Genomic DNA, 22,674 nt, shown 5'->3' with positions numbered 1-22,674 from the left:
TTTCTCTCTTAATCCCGGTAGGCCCTTCCGGTCAGTTCCAGAAATAAACCTTCCAGCCCCTCCTGGCGGTGGGTAGCCAGCAGATTGCTCAGGCTGTCCGAACTGATAATCTCGCCCTGATCGATCAGGGCGATATCCTGACAAAGGTCTTCGGCTTCCTGGAGTTGATGGGAGGTATATACCAGGGTCGTACCGGCCGCATTAATGGATTTCAGGTAGGCCACTATTGCATTGCGGGACTGTACATCCACACCCACTGTAGGTTCATCCAGAAACAGGAGCTCGGGTTGATGTATCACGCCGATCGCCAGATTGACCCGGCGTTTCATGCCGCCGGAAAACTGCCGCACTGGCTTATCGGCGACCTGTTGCAGGCCCATCAGCCCCAGCAACTCCCGGGTTTTCTCCCGGATCACCGCTGACGGCATACCATACCAGGCGCCGAAGAAAGCCAGGTTTTCCGCCGGGCTTAGTTCTTCATAAAAAGCAAAATCCTGAGGTACCAAACCGATCCGGCGGTTCAGGGCCTGCTGGTGGTCCTTCAGTTCACTACCCAGTAACTGTACCGATCCCTGGTGATAGGCCAGCAGACCGGTCATCAGTCCCATCAGTGTGGTTTTGCCTGCCCCGTTGGGGCCGAAAAGACCAAAACGGGTGCCCTGCCTTACCTTCAGGCCGAGCCCCCGGATCAAAGGCGGCTGTCCCGGATAGGCAAAAGCCAGGTTGCTGATTTCGATGGCTTCACTCATAGGGCGAAAATAGAACAGTCCGCTTAATTATACGCCGGGAATTTACGGTTCCGTCACACAAGTAGGAACCGGCCGATTTGCTTATTTTCGTAGACCTACTTATGATAAAGACCTCATTATTAGCAACCTTATTAGTGTTCTCGGGGCTATGCGTCAAGGCACAATACAGCATCCGGTCGGTGCCGGATCCCAAAGCCAGAAATGCAGCTTATTTTGTCAGCGATCCCAAAGGCATTTTGGGCGCCGATGCCACCCGCCGGCTGAACGAACTATGTGCGGCCATTGAACAGGAAACCAGTGCAGAAATTGCCATCGTGGCCATTGATGATTTTATAGGGAACAGTGATTTTGATTTTGCCCATGAGCTGTTCAATTACTGGGGGATCGGTAAAAAAGAAAACAATAACGGGCTCCTGCTCTTAATAGCCAAAGACCGGCACCGCTACCAGTTCGTTGCCGGTTATGGCATGGAAGGCATCCTCCCGGATGTCACCCTTGGCCATATTGGAGCAACCTATCTGGTGCCCCGTTTTCGGCAGGGAGATTATGGTGGTGGTGCCCTGGCCGCAATTGAAGCCATCGGGGCCATTCTACGGGATCCGGCACAGGCAGCATCCCTGCTGGTCATACCTGAGCGCCGTAGCGGATGGCAGCGCTATAAATACCCGCTACTGGCAGGCTGTTTGTTAGTGCTATATGTACTTGTTTTTCAACACATGCGCCGGGTCATTCGCCGGCGCCATCTGAAAGGTTCCAATACCTCCTTTTATATCGCCGGTTTTTTATCGCTGTTCCTGGGTTTTTTTGGCTTCATTTTTCTGCTGGTCAGTTTACAGGGTAAGGGTAGCCCTGTTTTCAGCGCTGCAGCGTTGCCCTACTGGATCGCCATTCCTGGCGGATGGCTGCTGTTCCTGCGGTACCTGACCGGACGGAGCGAACTGCTCAGCCGTACTAAAGATGTAGCCAACCGGGTCGACCGGCTATTGGCGTACGATCGCAGGATGTTGCCTGCCATGCTGATGTCCCCCGTCTGCTTTCTGGGGAAGATCGGCCTGATCAGACATATACGAATCCGTAACCGGCGACTGAAGCCGCCAGACGACAGTGGTCAGTGGAAAAGAATCAACAAAGACAAAAGAGGCGCCCTCCATCGCTACCTGAACCCCGAACAGCGGAAACTGGAAAAATACCAGTCCATCAGCCATGAAATATGGACAAGTAAAGACCGGGATCAGGTAAAGATCATCGCTTATCCGGGCACCCGGTTTAAAAAATATGAAGATTGCCCGCGCTGCCATTACCATGGCCTGAGGTCCAAAATCAAAACCCTGAAAAGCGCCACTTATTCCCGCGAAGGGCTGGGGCAACGGATGCAGGCCTGTGCGGTCTGTTCTTTCGAACAAAGCCTGGGTACGGTCGTACTCCCCCAATTAGTCAGAAGCAGCGCCTCCTCTTCCGGCGCCTCAAGCAGTTCCTGGAGCAGCAGTTCCGGCAGCAGTTCTTCCGGAAGCTGGGGTGGTGGCAGCAGTGGCGGCGGCGGTGCCGGAGGTAGTTGGTAATAATTTCACCGGGCTTTGCCGATGCATTGTTTTAAATCCTGAAAAGCTTTTTTCTCCAGTGCCGAAATGGCGATCAGGCGCTCGCCCATATCCTCATAATCCGACTGGGCGTTGAGCCTTCCCTTGTAGATGCCGGCCGCCTGAATGGCGGCGTCCCTCCAGCGATCTCCGGCAGCAGTAAACTGTGCCGACACTTCCATTAACGCATCGATGGGCAGGTAAGCATGTGCCTGTTGCAGAAAAGCCCCGTATATAAAACGGAACCCGCCGCCACCCGTACCGATCTCTTCCTGCATGCGGACCAGTTGTGCGAGATAGCTGCGTGCCTTTTCATCACCCAGCCGGGACTTCCATTTTTTGATCTGCCGGCCGGTATAAGCAATCCCGGAAACGCCGGCGATAGGACCGGGTATCTGCAGCATATCCCTGCAGTTTCTTTTAATGCCTTTGATAATACCCTGCCGCATCTGTTCTGCTGAGGGTTCCTTCAAATGATCGCCCGGATAATAGAGTTGTCCATGGGGTGCAAAAGCGCCCTTCGCAAAACGCACCCGTTGAAGTTCATAGCTGTTCATGGTCACCAGGTCTTCCATGATGGGATCACTGATATAATAGTCGTCACCGATCTTATCCACAACGATCAGGTTATGGGCATTGAAATGAAACCGGTATTCCCTGGGGAAATAAGTCAGATAAAACACACCCACCTGGCAGGCGCTGGGTTTACCGGCCAGCAGCCGTTCGTCCAGCTCCCGCATCGCCTTTTCGGGAGAACGGTATTTTTTTCGGGTTACCTGCACGCCCAGGGCTGTACAGGTCCGTTTAAAGATCAGTCCCGGCATGGTCCGGAAAGAAATAGCCGGTCCGCCGTTCACTTTCATAAAAGGCAACTGGACATAAAACAGGCCGGAACCGATGCCAAAAGCCAGGGGTTCTGTAATCCTGGAAATGCCGTAATGATGTAATAAAGCCGTAGTGACACCATTTTCGCAATGTGCCGCCTGCATATGTTTGAATGCTGTATGCTGTAATTCCAATTTCAGTTGATTGTAGTTGATGGTGCCACGGACCCTGGCCTGTAGCATAATGTGATTACGGAGTGGCTCCGAAAGGAGATTTAAGTTCCTCAAGGGAAATTTCAAAAAGATCGGCATACCGCTGCAGCTTTTCATTGGAAAGCCTGCGGAATACATCCGGTTTTAAATGTCGTTTCACGGTCCATTTCCAAAAACCCGTATAAGCTGACAGGATACTGACATCCATAATTTTCTTTTCCATAAAATAAAAGATGGGGCTGACCTGTCCTTTTAACAGTTGTTCTCTGGCTGCGGCCACTTTGTGGTCCACATCCTGCCAGGCGATGTCCAGGGCCTCAGTTTTAACTTTCCAGCCGCTGCTCTGGCCGGTCGTATAGTTGCCCTGATCGTCCACGACATAGGTCACTTCCCGGGCAATCCGTCCCAGTGCGCCGTCATCCTGTGGAATTTCATCTTTTTTCATATACCCTAAAGTTATTAAAACCGGTCGATTGCCGAACAGGTAAACATCCTGTTACCGCGGCAAGCTAAGTAAATTTGGTGAAACTGTTCCGGGAGTTTTACCTTCGTTTTATCGGAAAACCCCGCCAGTGAGCCGGAAATTTAACCGGGGATTTTCCCCCTGCAGAACCGGAATTATTCCAAACCAAAACCTGTAGCTTTGAATCTGATGCGTCTATTCAGAAAAAAAAAGAGGATTATCGGACTGACCCTTTCCGGAGGCGGGCTTCGGGGGATTGCCCACCTGGGCGTCATCAAGGCGATGGAAGAACGGAATATGGCACCACAACTGATCTCCGGTTCCAGCGCCGGCGCGATAATTGGCGCCTTTTATGCTGGCGGTTACGGCCCGGATGAACTCATAGATATTGTGACCCGGGTCAGTTTTTTCAGCGCCCGGTCACTGCGTCTGCGGCGCTCCTCCTTATTCGACCGTGAAATCCTGATGAAGATTTTCAAACATTACCTGCCTGAAGATTTTTCGCAACTCAAAATACCCCTGTATGTAGCCGCCACGGACATTGTTACCGGGAAACCCAAATATTTCAGTGAAGGCGCGCTGCATGATGCGCTTATGGCTTCGGCCAGCATTCCCTTTGTTTTTCCGGTGGCCCGTATCCGGGAACATTTTTACCTGGATGGCGGCATCATCAATAACCTGCCGGTAGAACCGATCCGGGAGCAATGCAGTTTGCTGGTCGGTGTCAATGTGAATGCCATTTCCCACAGGGAGGGCGCTACCCTGAGTGGCAGGTCTTTGTTTGACCAGGTCATACACCTCACACTGAGCCAGTCGATACATCATAAGGCACGACTTTGTGATCTGTTTATCAATCCGCCTGATATGACCCGGTACAGTATGTTTGATAAAAAAAACGCTACCGTGATTTTCCAGTATGCCTATGAATATGCCTGCGGCTATCTTGATGCCAGAGCCGCCGATCTTCGTTGATCCGGGCGCATCATCAGACGGCTGTCAGCAGGGCATACATATAGCTGAACCGGGAACTTTCGGGTACGAGCAGAAATATTTTGTCGCCTTTTTTGATTTTGCCGCTGCGCAACAGTTCGTCCACCATAAAATATACAGAGGCGGCACCTACATTGCCGACATAGTTCAGGTTGACAAACCATTTTTCATAAGGAATATGATGGCCCAGTTTGAGGTGTTCTTCGTAAATTTTATCCTTAAAGAAATTACTGCTCATATGCGGGCAGTACCAGGTAATATCATCGGGGTTCAGCCCTCTTCTTTCAAATAGTTCCGGCAGTGGCCGGCCGCCCAGCGGTACGATATTCGGACTCAGGAGTTTCACATCCTGTTTGATGCTCATGACGGATTTTTCGTTCAGCTCCTCGTGGGTAAATTCCAGATAACTTTTCAGGGTGCCGTCTTCCTGCTTTTCTGCGCCGCAATACATGCAGGCTTCCATGTCGTCGGCATAGGAAATCCCCTCGATCCACTCCACTTTCAGGCTCAGGCCTTCCTTATTGGGTTGATTGGTCAGCAGGAAGGCAGAGGCTCCATCAGAAAGCATCCATCGCAGAAATTCCTTATCAAAACTGATATAAGGGTTCTGTTCCAGTTCTTCCAGCTTGTGCACTTCATCCTCAAACTGATTAGCGACCAAAGAAGCAGAAAAACGTTCGGAACCCGTCGCCACGGCAGTCTGTGCATCACCTGTTTTCACCGCCATATAGGCATATTTTAAAGCGTGCATACCCGCACAGCAAACGCCACTGGGAGACACCACTTCCAGTTTGCCCAGTTCGGGCAGCCAGCCATGGACCATGACCCCATGGCTGGGCATGATCTGGTCGGGAGAGGAAGTGCCACAGGACAGTACATCCACCTGCTGTAATCCATCCGGGTCGTCCTGGAACAAAACTTTAACCGCCTGCGCCGTCAGCTGGGCATTGGTATGGGTGGGTTTCCCCCCTTTTTCGAGCGCATAATAGCGGTTCGTAATCCCATTATTTCTTAACACGATTCTCCGGGACTTCGAAGGTTTACCATTAATATAACCCAGGTATTCTTCCATATCATCATTTCCTACCGGTTCATTGGGGAAATAATGTGCCGTCTTTGTAATATAAACTTCGTTCAATGCCATATACTTTTCTACTCCTTTTAATCCGGCAGAGGCCCGGATGCCATCATCCGGTCGCAGGGAGGTTTACTGTTTTCGTTTTGACCTCGACGGCTGCGGTTGCAGTAAAGATTTCGATGCAGGTTTTCTTGTTCCGCAACCCCTGCCGGCGCCAATTGTTAAATTTGTTCTTTAAAATCCACACTCCTGTAATAGGCCAGCAGCCGCCTGTTTTTCTTACCCGAAAAGGGTCGGAAAAGCAAAGCATCCACCAGCAAAATCAAAGGAGATGCCACTAAAAGTGCCACCGCAAGATAATGTTTATACAGGACAAGTATCTGAGTTCTTTTTTCAGGATGTTTTCGAATAAGCTGCACCCATTTCTTAAATATTTTTCCGGCTTTGCGCTCAATAAACATCAGGGAATATTTTACCGGTACCGCACCCGCAGCCAGCAGGGCCGGTTGTAAACCCGTATAGTCTCCTTTTTCCAGATAGGGCAGTAATAGTTCTCCATATCGGGAAGCCCCCCGAATATCAGCTTCCGCTACGCCGGGCAGTGGAAAAATGCCCCATTTGCGGGTTTTCTTTCCTGTCCCCAGCCAGTGAAATATCGTATAGTAACTCAGGTGATTAAGATGGCGGTCGACCAGGGCAATATTGCCGACAAGCCTTGCGCCCGCCGCCTGCAGGAGCGCCTTGTTGCGTTCCTGGGCATTGATCCACATATTGCGGCAACCGCTGATTGTGATGACCGGTGTATCTTTTATCAGCGCCTGAAACCGGGGATCCTGGAGCAGGGAGCTGGAAGGAATACTCGGATTCAGGTTCCAGGGCTGCCAGCCCCAGATGATCAGATCATAATGGTCATGCCGGGTCTGCCAGGGCTCCAGTTCGGTAGCGACGCCGTCCACGGATTCCGGAACGGTATCAAAAAATTCAGGTTTTGTCCAGGGGAATGGAAATGGTTTTTTGGTCCTGTTCTGCAGAAACTCCACTTCGACACCCGCATCCATCAGCGGTGCGGTGAAATAATTCAGGATTTCTCTTAATTGTCCGGATTGGGTGTAATACGGCACCAGGATTCTTATAGCCATTCCTTTAACTTTCCCTCTTTAATGCCGATGATGGCAGCGCTTTTGATTGTTTACTATATATATGCACCCTTTTTTGAACCAGGGTGGGGAGGCGATCATAACCACCGATTACTTTTTTACTGTCTTCGCTGGTATTCTTATAATAACCCAGATTTCGGGGTGCATGTTCCTGAATCATCAGTCTCAAAAACCGGTATTCCGGATTTTGAGGCGCAGCAGCAATGGCGGATTCCAGTAATTTATACCCCTGTTTGAACAGGGCCAGTTTTTTTGCAGGAACAGCTACCAAGCCTGCTTTACGCATTAACAGCGCGCCTTTAAAGGCACGGCTTTCTGTCCGGGATTCAGTAAGTCGACCCAGCTGGGCATCTACCACAGCCGTACTGCCGGAACTCAGTGCATCATAAATTGCTTTCCGGTTGACCGACTGGGCCGCTGCCGTTAAGGTTCCCGCAAAACAGGCCACCAATAAGCTTATTTTTAAAAAGTTCAGATATCGCATCATGAATAAGTTTGCAAATGTAGAAATAATTTTGTGCCCCCGCAGGCATTCCGCGCCCGAATCGATTCAACCGGCACTGATTCCCGGGAATCGCCGGTTCCGCACCCGTTGCTATCAACAGATGGCTTTGGCGGCTTTCAGGTTGCCTATGCCCCGGGTGGCCAGGGGCAGCACATCAGCTAAACTTTTGAAAATGAGAAGCCGGGGTTTAATCTCGGGGCAAAAAATATGCGCCTGTTCTAGGGGTCGTTCAGCGATTAAAAATTAAATAGGTACTGATTATTAATAACTTACGGAAATAACCCATGGTTTTTCAATGGATTCCCGATCTGTAACCGCTTTCAACGATCCATCGGCAGGGAAATGGTTCAGGATACAAAGCCGAATCCGGCCCGGCTTTTCTTTGTTGTTTTAAGCCGGTGATTGGCAGGCAAACTTTATTTTTGGTGCGTGACCATGGATTCACATATCCTAAATCCAACCCGACCGTTTTTTGAACAGGAAGGCATCTGTGTAATAATTCCTACCTATAATAATGCCGGAACGGTTGTAGCAGTGCTGCAGGAAGTCCTGCAGTACACCGATCAGGTTATCGTGGTCAATGACGGCTCGACTGATGACAGTTCCCGATTGCTGGAAGCTTTTAACCAGGTGACCCTGATCAGTTATCAGCCCAACCGGGGCAAAGGTTATGCCCTGAGAACCGGTCTGCGTCGGGCCCTGCAAGCCGGTTATCGCTATGCCATTACCATGGATTCCGATGGCCAGCATTTTGCCAGTGACCTGCCGGTTTTTCTGGAAGCCCTCCGAAAATCCGGGCCGGCCCTGATTATGGGCGCCCGGAATATGGATACGGCCGACAATGTCCCCGCCAAAAGTAGTTTCGGCAACCGGTTCAGTAATTTCTGGTACCGCCTGGAAACCGGTATCGACCTGCCGGATACCCAGACCGGCTACCGGCTCTACCCGCTGGAACCGATTCGGGGGATGCGCTTCTTTACCCGCAAATACGAATTTGAGATTGAAATCATTGTCCGGCTGGCCTGGAAGGGCGTCCCGGTGAAAGCGGCACCCATCCGTGTTTATTATCCCCCCGCTGAAGAGCGGATCAGCCATTTCCGGCCTTTCCGGGATTTTATGCGCATCAGTCTGGTGAACACTGTGCTGGTAATCATTTGCTTTTTTTATATCTGGCCCCGGAACTTTTTCAGACGGTTTACCGGAAAGAACTGGAAAAGGGAACTGAAAAGACTTTTATTAAAACCGGGAGAATCTGATATCAGAAAAGCCAACGCTGTAGCATTCGGGGGCCTGATGGGCGTATTGCCCATATGGGGCTTCCAGCTACTGATCGGGGTGCCCCTGGCCCACCTGCTTCGGTTGAATAAAACCCTGTTTATCCTGGCCGCCAATATCAGCATTCCGCCCATGATCCCGGTGATCCTGTTCTTCAGTTATAAACTGGGTAAACCCTTCATGGGAAGCCGGGCGGTGGACATCCATTTTGATAAAAAGCTCACCCTGACAAAACTGGCACAGAACTTTGAACAGTACCTCTACGGCAGTCTGCTATTGGCGCTACTGGTAGCCGCCGGTTTCTGGCTGCTCACTTTTATCCTCCTCAAACTGGCTGCCAGACGCCGCAGTTTGTCCTGATCTGGCCGACATTCAATATTTTTGGCACCCATCAAAGAATGCAACAATTATTCAGTTCCATATTCTCTTTCTTTAAGCGCCATAAGGCGTTATGCTATGGCTGCTTTTTTACCAGCCTGGGACTCAGTTTGTTTTTTGGATTGCAGGTACGTTTTGTGGAGGATATTTATGCCATCATTCCGAAGGACCAGAAAATTGAAAAACTAACCCGGATATTCGAGAACTCCCGGTTCGCAGACAAAGTGGTCATCATGGTCTCTGCCAAAGACACCCTGCACCCAGCGCCCCAGGCACTGGTCGCTTATGGAGATGCGCTGGCGGCGGCGCTGGAGCATCAGGCCGCGCCCCTGATCCGTAATATCCGCTATAAGATTGATGCGTCTTTTACCGATCAACTTTTTGAAACCCTCCAGCGGCATCTGCCGGTCTTTCTTACCGAAGCGGATTATCATAAGATCGATACCCTGATGCAACCTGCGGAGCTGAATAAATCACTGAACCGCAGCAGTTCGATACTGAGCCTGCCCGCTGCCAGCCCGCTTAAAAATATTGTCATTAATGACCCGACCGGCATTTCATTTATCGCACTGAAAAAACTGCAGCAACTCCAGTATGAGGACAATATTTCCCTGTACCAGCAACATTTTCTTACCCGGGACCAACAGCACCTGTTGCTTTTTCTGAGCCCCGCTTATCCTGCAGGCAATACCGGTAAGAACCAGCAGCTTTTTAAGATCATGGACCGGCTGAAAGATTCACTGAGCAGCCAGCCAGGCCCCCGCATCGGGATGCAGTATTTCGGGGGGGCCGTTGTTTCCGCAGGTAATGCCGCCCAGTTGCGAAAAGACACCCTGTTTACACAAGGCATCACGGTTGTCCTGCTGGTCCTGTTCCTGGGTTTGTATTTTAAAAAGAAAAGAGCGCCTTTATTGATATTGGTGCCGGTTATCTATGGCGCCGCTTTCGCATTAGCCGCCATTTATTTTATCAAAGGCAGTATATCCGTAATTGCCCTGGGTACCGGGTCCATCGTGCTGGGCATCGCCGTCAATTATTCCTTGCATGTCTTCAATCACTACCGCCATACCGGAGATATCCGGACCGTGGTCCGTGATCTGGCTTTCCCGCTGACGATTGGAAGTCTGACCACCATACTCGGTTTTTTCAGCCTCCGCTATGCCCAATCAGAAATGTTGCGTGATCTGGGGCTATTTGCAGGCTGCAGTCTGATCGGTGCCGCCTTATGTTCACTGATTTTCCTGCCGCATTTTATCAGCGGACGAAAACCGCCGGTGGTACGTCCTACCTGGATCGATCGAATATCCGGTCTGCGACTCGAGCATAATAAATGGCTGGTTATCGGCATTCTGGCACTCACCGCTGTTTTCTATTATTTTTCCCGGCAGGTTTCTTTTGAACCGGATATGACCCGGCTGAACTATATGCCGGCGCAGGTACAGCAGGCAGAACAACAGCTTAACCGTATCAGTGGGGCGGCCCTTCGCTCCCTCTATGTGGTGCATGAGGCCCAAAGCCTGGACGGGGCGCTTCGAAAAAGCGAAGCGGTCCAGCCCCTGCTCGATCTGCTGGAAAAAAAACATTGGATCTATACGCGATCCGGCGTCAGCAACCTCTTTATTTCTGACAGCCTGCAAAAGAACCGAATCGATCGCTGGAACCGGTACTGGACAAAGGAGAAAAAGCAAGAGGTTTTGCAGCAGCTGGATGTCACTGCTCCCACATCCGGATTTACGGCGGCGGGACTGGAAGGATTCCGTAGTCTGCTGAACCATGATTACCAGCCGGTAGCCTTTCAGGAGCTGCAACAGCTGCGCCGGAGTTTTTTGGAGGATTATATTACAGAAAAAAAAGACGGGAGCTCGGTAGTTACCCTGGTTAAAGTACCACAGGAACATAAAAAACAGGTTATTCAAAGCCTGGAACAGCAGCCCGGCACCACTGTACTGGACCGCCAGTATCTTACCAGTCGGCTCACCGATATGGTACAGGCGGATTTTAACCGCATTGCCTGGACCATTTCGCTGATCGTTGCGGTGGTGCTGCTGCTTACTTATGGCCGGATCGAACTGATGCTGGTTTCCTTTATACCCATGCTCATCAGCTGGATCTGGATTCTGGGCATTATGGCCATTTTTGGCATTCAGTTCAACATCGTAAACATCATCATTTCTGCATTGATATTCGGACTGGGTGACGATTACAGTTTATTCGTCATGGATGGCCTGATCCAGCAGTATAAAACGGGCAGAAAAAACCTGGCCTCCTATAAATCCTCAATCTTGCTGTCCGCCATTACTACGATTACCGGGCTGGGGGTACTGCTTTTCGCCCGACATCCGGCCCTGCAATCCATCGCTTTTATATCAGTGACCGGCATCCTCTGTGTGGTGCTGATGTCGCAGATCCTGATTCCTTTCTTTTTTAACCTGGTCATACAGCGCCGGGCCCGGCGCCAATTCCATCCCTGGACGATCTGGAGCTGGAGCAGGTCGGTATTCTCTTTTGTCTATTTTGGCCTGGTGAGCCTGCTGCTCACCCTGATTGGCCTGGTGGTAATCCGACTGCGTATTTTCGGCCGGAAAAATGGCAAGCGTATTTACCATTACCTGCTCTCCGGATTCTGCATGTCGGTACTGTATATCATGGGTAATTTCCGCAAGCGACAGCTTAATCCGCAACGGGAAAATTTTGAAAAACCGGCGGTCGTGATTGCCAATCATCAATCCTTTCTGGACATTCTCCAAATGGCTATGCTGAGTCCCCGGTTGATCCTGCTGACCAACAAATGGGTCTGGAAGTCTCCGGTCTTTGGCTGGGCCATAAAAATGGCTGATTTCTATCCGGTTGCCAACGGTATTGAAAATAGTGTACCGTTGCTGCATGCCCAGGTAGAGAAAGGCTATTCTATCGCCGTTTTTCCCGAGGGCACCCGCAGTCCGCAACCGCCGATGAAACGCTTTCATAAAGGCGCTTTTTATCTGGCAGAAGCGCTGGGCCTGGACATCGTACCCGTCCTGTTTCACGGGCTGGGCTACACGATGACCAAGGGTGATTACCTGCTTAAAAACGGACCCATTACCGCCCAATACCTGCCGCGCATCAAAGCAGATGACAAGTCCTGGGGCGATACCTATCAGGAACGGACCCGAACGATTTCCCGATATTTTAAAGAACAACACCGGCAGCTTACCCAGGAACTGGAGCAACCGGTCTATTTCAAAGAACATCTTCGGTTCAATTATCTTTATAAGGGCCCGGTGCTGGAATGGTATCTGCGGATCAAGCTGCGCCTGGAAAACTATTATCAGCCCTTTCATGAACTTTTACCGCGAAAGGGCCGGTTTCTCGACCTCGGATGCGGCTATGGGTTTCTGGTTTATATGATGCACTGGAGCAGCCAGGGCGGCAGAAAGTTCACCGCGGTGGATTACGACGCCGAAAAAATCGCCACTGCAGCTAATTGTTTCAGCAAAACGGAAGACCTGACATTTATACATGGTGATATTGCGGGATTTGAAATGGAGGCTTACGATGGTATCCTGATCTGTGATGTGCTGCATTACCTCGATGCGGAACAGCAATTGCAGGTATTGCGGCGGGCCATCGACAGCCTATTGCCGGGAGGCCAGCTGATCATCCGCGACGGCGATGCCGAACTCAGGGAAAAACACCGCGGTACCCGGCTTACCGAATGGTTCTCTACCCGGATATTTTCTTTTAATAAAACAAACCAGCCCCTGCAATTCCTGTCCGGCAGTATGATCGAAAGACTGGCAAGGGAACAGGGCCTGCGGTTCCGCCGTATCGATGACACAAAATATACATCCAATGTAATCTGGGTGCTGCAGCGGGACGCCCGCCGGGAATAGTCACCAACAAAAAGCTTTAGGGTGCAGTAATTTTTAATGCCTGCAGCGGCAAGGACTGTCCGGGTTTTCCCGCATGGCTATTGCATTCTTACCTCAAACTCGGTCTTCCATTGATTGGGTTTGATCACAAGTTTCCTGGAAATCCCATCTATGAGTTCGGGTTGGCGGTGTTCTTTGAAAAATTCACCGGTATCCCATTGCAGGTTGCCATTGCGGTCATAGAGGATACGCATGTCATACTCGCCGGGATTGTAAAGCTGCAGTCGTATGGTGCGATCTGCCGGAATCGCAAACGCATCCCTGACCGCCTCGCCCTGACCGATCAACAGTACCGGGTGCCGGTCCAGATCAATATCGACAAACTTTATTTCTGCCTGACCGTAATCGTTGCGGGAGCGGGTACGGAACCGGATGGTATCCTGCCTGGCAATGGTTCTGTCCAGGCTATCAGCGGCGAATTCCTTTTCCAGAATCAGATTATACAAAGTATCCTCCTGCCATGGGACATTCATCGTAATTACTTTATGCGTGCTGTCCAGCGAAAAATGGTATTCCGGAGCCGGGGTAAAATTGCTGTCCAGACTCAATCGCATTTTGGTCGTGTCAAATGTCTTCAGGGGATCCAGGAAACTGATGGTAAAAGCTTTCAGAATGTCTTGTTGTTCCCCTTCCAGATTCGACTGAAGCTTCAGTCGTTTCTCCTTGGGATCGGGCTCATCGGCTTCGTCATCGGTCTCACGCACCCGGGCCGGCTGATAAGCCCAGAGACGTACTGGTGGCGGCGGTGTGGGGCTGATCACTACGGGGCTATCCGCAAAGGCAAAAACCTGTTCTCCGTTGAACAGATAAGAACCGCCTTCGTCTTTCATGGCATAGACCCGGTACGTGCCCGGCGCCAGGAAACGGAAGAAAAAAGTACCCGAAGTATCTACCCGGGTAATATAGCGGGGACGCTCTTTGGTTATCACACTATCCTCCATACTACTGTAGAGCATAACAGTAAGGGTGCTATCCGCTTTTCCTGTATTGGCCATCCGGACATTGCCGCTCAACTCCAGGGAATCAAAATAATTACCGGTTGAAAATACATACAGCAGGTCCTTGCCCCGGTTGCCTTCATTGAGATCCTTAATCACATTGGCAAAATTGTAGACATAGGTCGTATTGGGTTGCAGGCTATCTTTGATTTTTACTGTCACTGTCCTGAGTTTCCGGGTAACTTCAGGCATCAGCCGGGGAAAGGGTGAAATCACCATATTCTTATAAACATCTTCGAGCTCCACATATTCATCAAACAGAATCTTGATTTCCTTCTTGTCAAAATGCAGGGTTTCATTGGGCGGATCCACGCCCACGATCACGGGTGGTAAAGTGTCCTTCGGCCCTCCTGAAGGTGGCACAATATTGGCGCAACCGGTATCCATCAGGGCCAGTGCCGCCAGACAAATTAATGCCAGCACAGTTATCAGCAGGTTTCTCAGACGCATAGAAAGCAAACATAAAACGTTTTCAGCAAACTCAACAATTCCACCGTCCGGGCTAGCTAATATTAACAAACTATGGTCCGGCGCGCCACCATAGGTCCTGCATCCAGATTCCCGTTGGATCAAATGCAGGATGTTTTATCTTTGCCGGATGCAATTTTCTTCGGCATTATTAGAAGCCGCCGTTACTGAATTTTCCCGACTGCCGGGCATCGGTAAGAAAACAGCACTCAGGCTGGTCTTACACCTCCTGAAGCAGGAACCGCAGGAAGTCAAGCAGTTTAGTGAAACGATCGAAAGAATGCGCAGCCAGATAAGGTTTTGCAAACGTTGCTTTAATGTGGCAGACGGTGATTATTGCAGCATCTGCGCCAATAGTTTCCGGCAACAACACAGCATCTGTGTGGTAGAAACCATCAGGGATGTAATCGCCATTGAAAGTACCCAACAGTTCAGCGGCACCTATCATGTACTGGGGGGTGTCATTTCACCGCTGGATGGCGTGGGACCGGACCAGCTGACCATTGAGCCACTGATCAGCCGGATTGGACAGGAAAACACCGAGGAACTTATTTTCGCCCTCAATCCGAATATCCAGGGAGATACAACCATTTACTATATTCAGAAAAAACTTCAGGATAAGCCGATTCGAATTACGACCATTGCCCGCGGTATTGCTTTTGGCGGCGAACTGGAATATGCTGATGAGCTGACCCTGGGACGGAGTCTGCAGAACCGGTTGCCGGTAGAAAAATACATGAATGGCTAAAAGCCCCTAATCGTTATTGAGTCTGGACGTTCAACTTTCCTGGCGGGTCAGTTTTTCGGAATTCTCCGCAAACTGCAGGGCATCGATAAATTCCTGAAGGTCTCCGTTCATCACTGCATCAAGATTATACGCCGTAAAATTGATCCGGTGATCGGTCACCCGCCCCTGCGGAAAATTATAGGTACGGATTTTGGCGCTGCGGTCGCCACTGCTGACCAGACTTTTACGGTGCCGGGCTATTTCCTCTTCCTGCTTACGTACCTGTTCTTCGTACAATTTGGTCCGCAGCATTTGCATGGCTTTTTCCCGGTTGCCCAGTTGGGTCCTTTCGGTCTGACAGATCACCACCGTGCCGGTGGGTAAATGGGTAAGCATGACCTTGGTTTCCACTTTATTTACGTTCTGACCGCCCGCACCGCCACTCCTGGCTGTCTCCATCTTCACTTCAGACTCCTTCAATTCAAAATCAATTTCTTCAGCTTCCGGCATCACGGCAACCGTAGCCGCGGAAGTATGTACCCGGCCCTGGGTTTCCGTATCGGGGACCCGCTGCACCCGGTGTACCCCGCTTTCAAATTTCAGGGTACCGTAAACATCGTCGCCGGTAACTTCCAGCTGCACTTCTTTATAACCGCCGACCGTGCCTTCACTCTCGCCCAGCACCGCGGTCTTGAATCCATGATGTTCGGCATATTTGACATACATCCGCAGCAGGTCGCCGGCAAAAAGGCTGGCTTCATCACCACCGGTTCCGGCGCGGATTTCCATGATGACATTCTTCTCATCCTGCGGATCCTTGGGTATCAGTAACTGCCGGATCGACGCTTCCATGGTTTCCCGGCGCTCCTGCAGGTCGGTGGTTTCGGCCTTGGCCAGTTCCCGCAGTTCCTCATCGTCGCCGTTCAGTGCTTCCTTATTGAATTCAATATCGCCCAGCAGATTTTTATAGGATTCATAGGCCCGCACGATCTTTTCCAGCCCGCGGTATTCCTTACTGGTAGCTGCAAATCTCTTATTGTCACTAACGATTTCGGGATTGGTTAGCGCCACCCCCAATTGTTCATATTTTGCCCGAATGGCTTCTAATTTATCTAGCATACATCAAATTTTTCTGCCGGCTGACGGGCCTGGCAGCTGTTGGCCGCTACAAGCGCTACCCTCCTGCGCCCTGTTCGCCCAAAAAGCGGCTGCGAAATTACACAAATTTCACCGGTTTCATGTAAAACCAGTCAGGAGGTGTTCCGCCCGAAAGCCGTGGACTGCTCTGGTCCTTTGCCTCCTGCCTCAAGGAATCTTCCAGGACGCCGATTTTGTTTACTTTTGATCCGCCGCCAGGGCCTGGCGGTATTTTTTATGAGGTGGACAAAACTTTACCCCGATCAGATTTTTGACGGTTACCGGATCCATTCCGGCAAAGTCCTGATCCTGGACCGGGACAACCGGGTGGAAGCCCTGTTGCCGGCCGGGGAGGCCGGAGAAGAGCTCCAGCCCCTGAAAGGGCTATTGACACCCGGTTTCATTAACTGTCATTGTCACCTGGAGCTGAGTCATATGCAGGGCCAGATAGCGGAAGGCACCGGACTTACGGGCTTTGTCCGCGAGGTTATCCGGCAAAGACAGCAGCCCGAAGACAGGATTGTAGCCGCGATCGAAGCAGCCGACACTGCCATGCAGGAAGCGGGTATCGTCGCTGTGGGCGATATCTGTAACACCACCGATACCATCCGGCAAAAGGCCGTCAGTCCGATCTATTACCACAATTTCGTGGAAGCCATGGGTGCTGATCCGGCTGTAGCCGATAAAAATTTCACCTATTATCAGCAACTGAAGCAGCAATGGGTCGAAGCCGCAGGTCCCCGTCGGGTTTCACTGACGCCGCATGCGCCCTATTCGGTTTCTGAAGAACTGATGACAAAAATACTCGCAGCCGGCGGTCCGCAGCCCCTTCAGAGTATCCATAACCAGGAGACCCAGGATGAAAACCAATGGTTTATTTCCGGCACCGGCGCTTTCGAACAATTATTTACCCTGCTGGGTATTGATACCCGCCACTTCCAGCCGTCGGGGCAGAATAGTCTGCCTAGTTATGGCAGGCATTTCGCCGCAGGCCAGCAATGGTTGCTGGTGCACAATGTGGCCACCGCACCCGCCGATATAGATTTTGCCATGCAGGCGCCGGCTTCCGTTTACTGGTGTCTGTGCCCCAATGCCAATTGGTATATCAGCAGGCAGCTACCGAACCTGACCAGCCTGGTATCCTACAGTGACCGGATCGTCCTGGGCACCGACAGTCTGGCTTCCAACCACCAGCTCAGCATCCTGGCTGAAATAAAAACCCTCCGGCAACACCGGCCTGATCTGCGCCTGGAACAACTGCTTCAATGGGCTACCCTGAATGGTGCCCGGGCCCTGCGGATCGATGACCGGTTCGGTAGTTTTGAAAAAGGCAAAATTCCGGGCCGGGTACTGATCGATCCCGAAACGATCTGATCCGTTCCGCGGAGATGCCCTCACTAACGGGGATGGGAAGAATTCAGCCCTGAGAATGGGCGGTGCATCGGTTTGCCTTTATCTTCGTAAAAAAATAAGATTCCTGATGAATGTTTTTGAAGTACAGGGCGGTAAACGACTGCAGGGGGCGATCCAGCCACAGGGTGCCAAAAATGAGGCCCTGCAGGTAATCAGCGCCGTACTGCTTACCCCCGAAGAAGTAACCATCAACAATATTCCCGATATCCTGGACGTCAACCTGCTCATTGAACTGCTGAGCGAAATGAACGTCAAAGTCAACCGTATCAGTCGCAGTGAATGTGTCTTTAAAGCCGATCAGGTTAATATCGAATACCTGCACAGTGCGGCTTTCAAGCAGAAAAGTGGCCGGTTGCGGGGCAGTGTCATGCTGGCCGGCGCGATGCTGGCCCGCTTTCAGAAAGCCTTTATACCCAAGCCGGGCGGAGACAAGATCGGACGCCGCCGGCTGGACACCCATGTGATTGGGTTTCAGCAATTGGGCACCCAGCTGGAATACAATGCCGAAGACGGTTTTTTTCATTTAACAGCACCCGAACTGAAAGGCAGCTATATGTTATTGGATGAACCTTCCGTAACCGGTACGGCCAATATCGTGATGGCCGCCACCATGGCCCGGGGCACGACGACGATTTACAATGCCGCCTGCGAACCCTATCTGCAACAGCTTTGCAATATGCTGAATCTGATGGGCGCCAAAATCAGCGGCATCGGCAGCAACCTGCTGACCATCGAAGGCGTGGACTACCTGGGTGGCACCCGCCATACCATCCTGCCCGATATGATTGAAGTTGGCTCTTTTATCGGTCTGGCTGCAATGACACAGAGTGAACTCACTATTAAAAATGCAGGGATCAGCCATCTGGGTATTATTCCTGAGAAATTCCGGCAGCTGGGCATTCAGATGGAATTCCGGGGTGATGATATCTATATTCCTTCCCAGGAACGCTATACCATCCAGAAATATTTTGACGGTGGGGTGCTCACTATTTACGATCATCCCTGGCCGGGCTTTACGCCGGACCTGCTGAGCATCGTACTGGTGACGGCCATTCAGGCACAGGGCAGCGTGCTGATCCATCAGAAAATGTTCGAAAGCCGCCTTTTTTTCGTAGATAAACTCATCGAAATGGGCGCCCAGATCATCCTCTGTGATCCGCACCGGGCAGTAGTCATTGGCCTGGAACGCGCCCATTCCTTGCGGGGTATTACCATGAGCAGTCCCGATATCCGGGCCGGCGTAGCCCTGCTGATCGCTGCACTGAGTGCGGAAGGTACCAGCCGCATCCAGAATATTGAACAAATCGACCGGGGCTACCAGTATATTGATACCCGCCTGCAACAGCTCGGTGCCGATATCCGTCGGCTGTGACCGATATAGCTGCCGTCCATACGGCACCAACGGATTTTTTTCTACAAAGACAATTTCCGTAATTTGTAGCCCATGGCTTCCTCAAAAAATAAGATCCTTATTATTACCGCACCTTCCGGCGCGGGCAAAACTTCCATCACCCGATACCTGCTGGAAAAGTTTCCGCAATTGGCTTTTTCGGTTTCAGCAGCCACCCGCAAACCCCGGCGCGGCGAAAAAAACGGCCGGGAATATCATTTCATGTCGGTGGACCAGTTCCAGCAGAAAATCAGAGAAGGCGCTTTTCTGGAATGGGAAATGGTTTACGAAGGCAAGTATTACGGCACCCTGAAATCAGAAATTGACCGGCTCTGGGCCAACCATACTTTCCCCCTTCTGGACATTGACGTAAAAGGCGCCATACATATTCAGCAACAATATCCCGGCCAGTCCCTTTCGATCTTTATTGAGCCACCATCCGTAAGGGAACTGGCCCGCAGGCTGGCGAGCAGGGGTACCGAAACAGAGGAATCCCTGCAGACCCGTGTCAATAAAGCAGAGTATGAAATGTCATTCAGTGACCATTTTGATCATGTGGTGGTCAATGACGATCTCCAGGAAGCCTGCCAGGAAGCAGAGGACCTGATACGAAAATTCCTGGGTCTATAGCAGCCGGAGCTTCCAAACGACAGGGTGGTCGGCGGCTCAAAAAAGGAACCCATAGAACTTTTACCGGTCGTCCACCAGAAAATCTATCGGTATGATACTTGCAGGATTGTATCTTTAACATATGGATTCGACGCTTATATTATGGATTGTTGCGTTGTTGTTTATGATGTTCTTCGCGGGTATTGAAATGGCTTTCTACAGCGCCAACCGCCTGAATATCGAACTCAAACGCAAACAGGATACCACGGCAGGACGCCGGATGGGCAAATTTGTCAGTAGTCCCGCCATTTTTCTGGGTTCCGCCATTACCGGCTATATCCTGGCCCTGACCGCATTTGTATTGCTCACGGCCGAAGTCATGCGTCCCATCTGGGAACGGCTGAATATCCAGGTAAGAAGCACCCAGATTCTTCTGGAAATACTGCTCAACCTGGTCCTGGTCCTGCTGCTGGTAGAATTTATCTCGCGGGCTATTTTCCGGGCTAAAAGCAATAGCCTGCTGAGCCGGCTTTCGATATTGGCGGACTTTTTTTACTGGCTTTTTGCCCCGGTGACTTCTGCCCTTTTCAAAATTTCCAACTGGATTTTAAAATATGTCTTTAACGTAAGGCTGGACAAGAACAAATCACCCCTGGGGCGCTCCGATCTGCGTTTTATGTTTGCCGAAGGGCTGCGGAGTGAACGTAAGGCTGAAACCAGCACCCAGTTGCTGGAAAATGCCCAGGAATTGCCCCATGTCCGCATCAAACAATGCCTGGTGCCCCGAAAGGAAATCATTGCCGTCGACGTGAAGACTTCGGTGGATGACCTGCTGCAGAAATTCAGCGAAACCAAGCGCAGCCGGATCATTGTTTATGAAGACGCCATCGATAATATTCTGGGATATGTGCACCAGCTGGATCTGTTTAAAAAACCAGCTGATATTTCTTCCATCCTGATCCATATCATGGCGGTACCGGAGAGTATGAATGCGGTAGACCTGATCCATAAGTTCAGCAAGGAAGCCAAAAGCATTGCCTGGGTGGTGGATGAATTCGGCGGCACGGCTGGCATCATCACCATGGAAGACCTGCTGGAAGAACTTTTTGGTGAAATCTGGGATGAATACGATACCGAAAAATTCGTGGACAAACAGATATCTGAAAATGAATTTATTTTCAGCGGCCGGCTGGAACTGGACTATCTGGAAGAAAAATACGAGCTCTCTTTCGAGGGCAATGAGGCCGAAACCCTGTCGGGCTATATTATCAATCACCACGAAACCATCCCGGGCCAGAAAGAGCGGATTATCATCCGGGACTATGAGTTTGATATCCTGGCGGTTACCCATACCCGTATAGAGATGACCAAACTCAAAAAACTTAAATAGCGCCGCCGGCAATACCATCGCAACAATTCCGGCTCTTGTATTGCGTATTGCCAATAATACCACATCTTTGCGTACATATTTTTTTTACACATGGCTTTAATGGATTTTTTACGCAAGCGCAGCGAAGGCAGCAAGGGCTCCGAAGACGAAATGTCATTTATTGACCATCTGGAAGTGCTTCGCTGGCACCTGATTCGCGCCATCCTGGCGGTCGTTATCTGCGCGATACTGGTTTTTATTTTTACCGATTTTTTTGTGGATGATATTATTTTCGGACCGGCGAAACCCAATTTTATTTCTTCCCAATGGCTTTGTTCCATTGGCCAGAAAGTCGGTGTAGGGGATTCGCTCTGTTTTAAGGATACCGAGATTCAGTTTCAGGAAACCACCATGACCGGACAGTTTATCGCTTCATTTACTGTGGCATTTATCGGCGGTTTCATTCTGGCTTTCCCCTATATCTTCTGGGAGATCTGGCGTTTTGTAAAGCCTGCTTTGTCAAGTTCTGAGAAAAAACAGTCCAGCGGCATCATTTTCTGGGTCTCTACCCTGTTTTTTATCGGGGTGTGTTTTGGTTACTTTATACTGACCCCGCTGATGGTCAACTTCTATTTTAATTATAAGCTCAGTGAAATGATTAAGATCCAGCCCGTCTTCTCGGATTATCTGGAAAATATCATTTATACCACTGTGGGTGTTGGCCTGTTGTTTCAGCTGCCCCTGCTGATCCTGATGCTTTCCCGCGCCGGTATCATCACTTCCAAGGTGTTAAAAAAATTCAGAAGACACGCTTTTGTTGTAATTTTAATTGCCGCTGCCATCATTACACCGACCACTGATCCGTTCAGTCTGGCGGTGGTGGCAGTACCCTTATATCTGTTGTTTGAAATCAGTATTGCACTGGCTGCCCGTGGAGAAAAGAAACAACTGGAGGAAACTCCGGAGGAATGGAGCTAAAAATATAATGGTATGGAAACAACATTTGATTTAAGCCGAAAAGTGGCAATTGGCGGGGATCATGCCGGCTTCGCCATGAAGGAACAGGTCGTTTCATTTCTGGAAGGCAAGGGTCTTGGCTTCCAGGATTTCGGTCCCCTATCCGCCGATTCGGTAGATTATCCAGATTTTGCACATCCGGTGGCTGAAGGGGTCGCCAACGGCATTTTTGCTTTCGGTATCCTGCTTTGCGGCAGTGGGAACGGTGTAGCCATGACTGCCAATAAACACGCTGATATACGGGCGGCCCTTTGTTGGGACGATGAAATAGCCTCACTGGCCCGCAAGCACAATAATGCCAATATCCTCTGTATTCCTGCCCGTTTTGTTTCGGAATCGGTTGCCGAAGAAATGATCGAAGTGTTTATCCAGACTGCCTTTGAAGGAGGTCGTCATGAAAACCGGGTTCAGAAAATAAGTTGTTGA

Annotated in this window: 19 protein-coding genes; 11 read left to right on the top strand and 8 right to left on the bottom strand. The window is 50.6% G+C overall.

The features are described from left to right. Positions 1-8: 8 nt before the first annotated feature. Entirely contained in the window at positions 9-749 is a 741-nt protein-coding gene (locus ACYVI9_RS09550) for an ABC transporter ATP-binding protein (RefSeq protein ID WP_460763861.1), read from the bottom strand. 101 nt (positions 750-850) lie between these two features. On the opposite strand from ACYVI9_RS09550, the gene ACYVI9_RS09545 reads away from it, so the two are divergent. Further along, positions 851-2,308, top strand: coding sequence for a TPM domain-containing protein (locus tag ACYVI9_RS09545; RefSeq protein ID WP_460763858.1), 1,458 nt, complete (start codon positions 851-853; stop codon positions 2,306-2,308). A gap of 5 nt (positions 2,309-2,313) precedes the next feature. Here ACYVI9_RS09545 and ACYVI9_RS09540 read toward each other — a convergent pair whose 3' ends face one another. Together ACYVI9_RS09540 and ACYVI9_RS09535 are read right to left on the bottom strand one after the other, a co-directional pair. Beyond that, on the bottom strand, positions 2,314-3,393 hold the full coding sequence (locus tag ACYVI9_RS09540) for a BtrH N-terminal domain-containing protein (RefSeq protein ID WP_460763856.1): 1,080 nt from the start codon (positions 3,391-3,393) through the stop codon (positions 2,314-2,316). Between the two features lie 7 nt (positions 3,394-3,400). Then, entirely contained in the window at positions 3,401-3,808 is a 408-nt protein-coding gene (locus ACYVI9_RS09535) for a hypothetical protein (protein ID WP_460763853.1), read from the bottom strand. Between the two features lie 207 nt (positions 3,809-4,015). Between ACYVI9_RS09535 and ACYVI9_RS09530 the strand changes: the two genes are divergently transcribed. Further along, on the top strand, positions 4,016-4,798 hold the full coding sequence (locus ACYVI9_RS09530; protein ID WP_460764922.1) for a patatin-like phospholipase family protein: 783 nt from the start codon (positions 4,016-4,018) through the stop codon (positions 4,796-4,798). A 13-nt stretch (positions 4,799-4,811) separates the two neighbouring features. On the opposite strand, the gene ACYVI9_RS09525 is transcribed toward ACYVI9_RS09530, so the two are convergent. The 3 genes from ACYVI9_RS09525 to ACYVI9_RS09515 form a co-directional block, all read right to left on the bottom strand. Then, positions 4,812-5,960, bottom strand: coding sequence for a beta-ketoacyl-ACP synthase III (locus tag ACYVI9_RS09525; RefSeq protein ID WP_460763851.1), 1,149 nt, complete (start codon positions 5,958-5,960; stop codon positions 4,812-4,814). Positions 5,961-6,115: 155 nt separating this feature from the next. Continuing rightward, positions 6,116-7,033 (bottom strand): hypothetical protein, encoded by a 918-nt coding sequence (locus ACYVI9_RS09520; RefSeq protein WP_460763849.1) that lies wholly within the window; start codon positions 7,031-7,033, stop codon positions 6,116-6,118. A gap of 4 nt (positions 7,034-7,037) precedes the next feature. Then, on the bottom strand, positions 7,038-7,535 hold the full coding sequence (locus ACYVI9_RS09515) for a hypothetical protein (protein ID WP_460763846.1): 498 nt from the start codon (positions 7,533-7,535) through the stop codon (positions 7,038-7,040). Between the two features lie 456 nt (positions 7,536-7,991). On the opposite strand from ACYVI9_RS09515, the gene ACYVI9_RS09510 reads away from it, so the two are divergent. Both ACYVI9_RS09510 and ACYVI9_RS09505 read left to right on the top strand, forming a co-directional pair. Beyond that, entirely contained in the window at positions 7,992-9,191 is a 1,200-nt protein-coding gene (locus tag ACYVI9_RS09510; RefSeq protein WP_460763843.1) for a DUF2062 domain-containing protein, read from the top strand. A 38-nt stretch (positions 9,192-9,229) separates the two neighbouring features. Then, entirely contained in the window at positions 9,230-13,081 is a 3,852-nt protein-coding gene (locus tag ACYVI9_RS09505) for a 1-acyl-sn-glycerol-3-phosphate acyltransferase (RefSeq protein ID WP_460763841.1), read from the top strand. A 77-nt stretch (positions 13,082-13,158) separates the two neighbouring features. Here the strand turns inward: ACYVI9_RS09505 and ACYVI9_RS09500 are convergent, their stop codons facing one another. After that, on the bottom strand, positions 13,159-14,568 hold the full coding sequence (locus tag ACYVI9_RS09500; RefSeq protein WP_460763838.1) for an Ig-like domain-containing domain: 1,410 nt from the start codon (positions 14,566-14,568) through the stop codon (positions 13,159-13,161). A gap of 148 nt (positions 14,569-14,716) precedes the next feature. Here ACYVI9_RS09500 and recR point away from each other — a divergent pair, with 148 nt between their 5' ends. Continuing rightward, on the top strand, positions 14,717-15,334 hold the full coding sequence (gene recR / locus ACYVI9_RS09495) for a recombination mediator RecR (protein WP_460763836.1): 618 nt from the start codon (positions 14,717-14,719) through the stop codon (positions 15,332-15,334). 30 nt (positions 15,335-15,364) lie between these two features. On the opposite strand, the gene prfA is transcribed toward recR, so the two are convergent. Then, positions 15,365-16,432, bottom strand: coding sequence for a peptide chain release factor 1 (gene prfA, locus ACYVI9_RS09490; RefSeq protein WP_460763834.1), 1,068 nt, complete (start codon positions 16,430-16,432; stop codon positions 15,365-15,367). Between the two features lie 255 nt (positions 16,433-16,687). On the opposite strand from prfA, the gene ACYVI9_RS09485 reads away from it, so the two are divergent. The 6 genes from ACYVI9_RS09485 to rpiB all read left to right on the top strand — a co-directional run bounded on the left by ACYVI9_RS09485 (position 16,688) and on the right by rpiB (position 22,674). Next, a complete protein-coding gene (locus ACYVI9_RS09485) occupies positions 16,688-17,824 on the top strand; it encodes an amidohydrolase family protein (protein ID WP_460763832.1) in 1,137 nt (378 codons plus the stop codon). A 106-nt stretch (positions 17,825-17,930) separates the two neighbouring features. Further along, entirely contained in the window at positions 17,931-19,235 is a 1,305-nt protein-coding gene (murA, locus tag ACYVI9_RS09480; protein ID WP_460763829.1) for a UDP-N-acetylglucosamine 1-carboxyvinyltransferase, read from the top strand. 72 nt (positions 19,236-19,307) lie between these two features. Then, entirely contained in the window at positions 19,308-19,883 is a 576-nt protein-coding gene (gene gmk, locus ACYVI9_RS09475; protein WP_460763826.1) for a guanylate kinase, read from the top strand. A gap of 121 nt (positions 19,884-20,004) precedes the next feature. Beyond that, on the top strand, positions 20,005-21,252 hold the full coding sequence (locus tag ACYVI9_RS09470; protein WP_460763824.1) for a hemolysin family protein: 1,248 nt from the start codon (positions 20,005-20,007) through the stop codon (positions 21,250-21,252). Positions 21,253-21,342: 90 nt separating this feature from the next. Beyond that, positions 21,343-22,209 (top strand): twin-arginine translocase subunit TatC, encoded by an 867-nt coding sequence (gene tatC, locus ACYVI9_RS09465; RefSeq protein WP_460763822.1) that lies wholly within the window; start codon positions 21,343-21,345, stop codon positions 22,207-22,209. Positions 22,210-22,221: 12 nt separating this feature from the next. After that, positions 22,222-22,674 carry a ribose 5-phosphate isomerase B gene (rpiB, locus tag ACYVI9_RS09460; protein WP_460763819.1) on the top strand — a complete coding sequence of 151 codons (453 nt, stop codon included), beginning with the start codon at positions 22,222-22,224 and terminating at the stop codon, positions 22,672-22,674.

This window comes from Niabella terrae (assembly GCF_054783135.1).
This window is presented reverse-complemented; position numbering and strand designations above follow the sequence as displayed.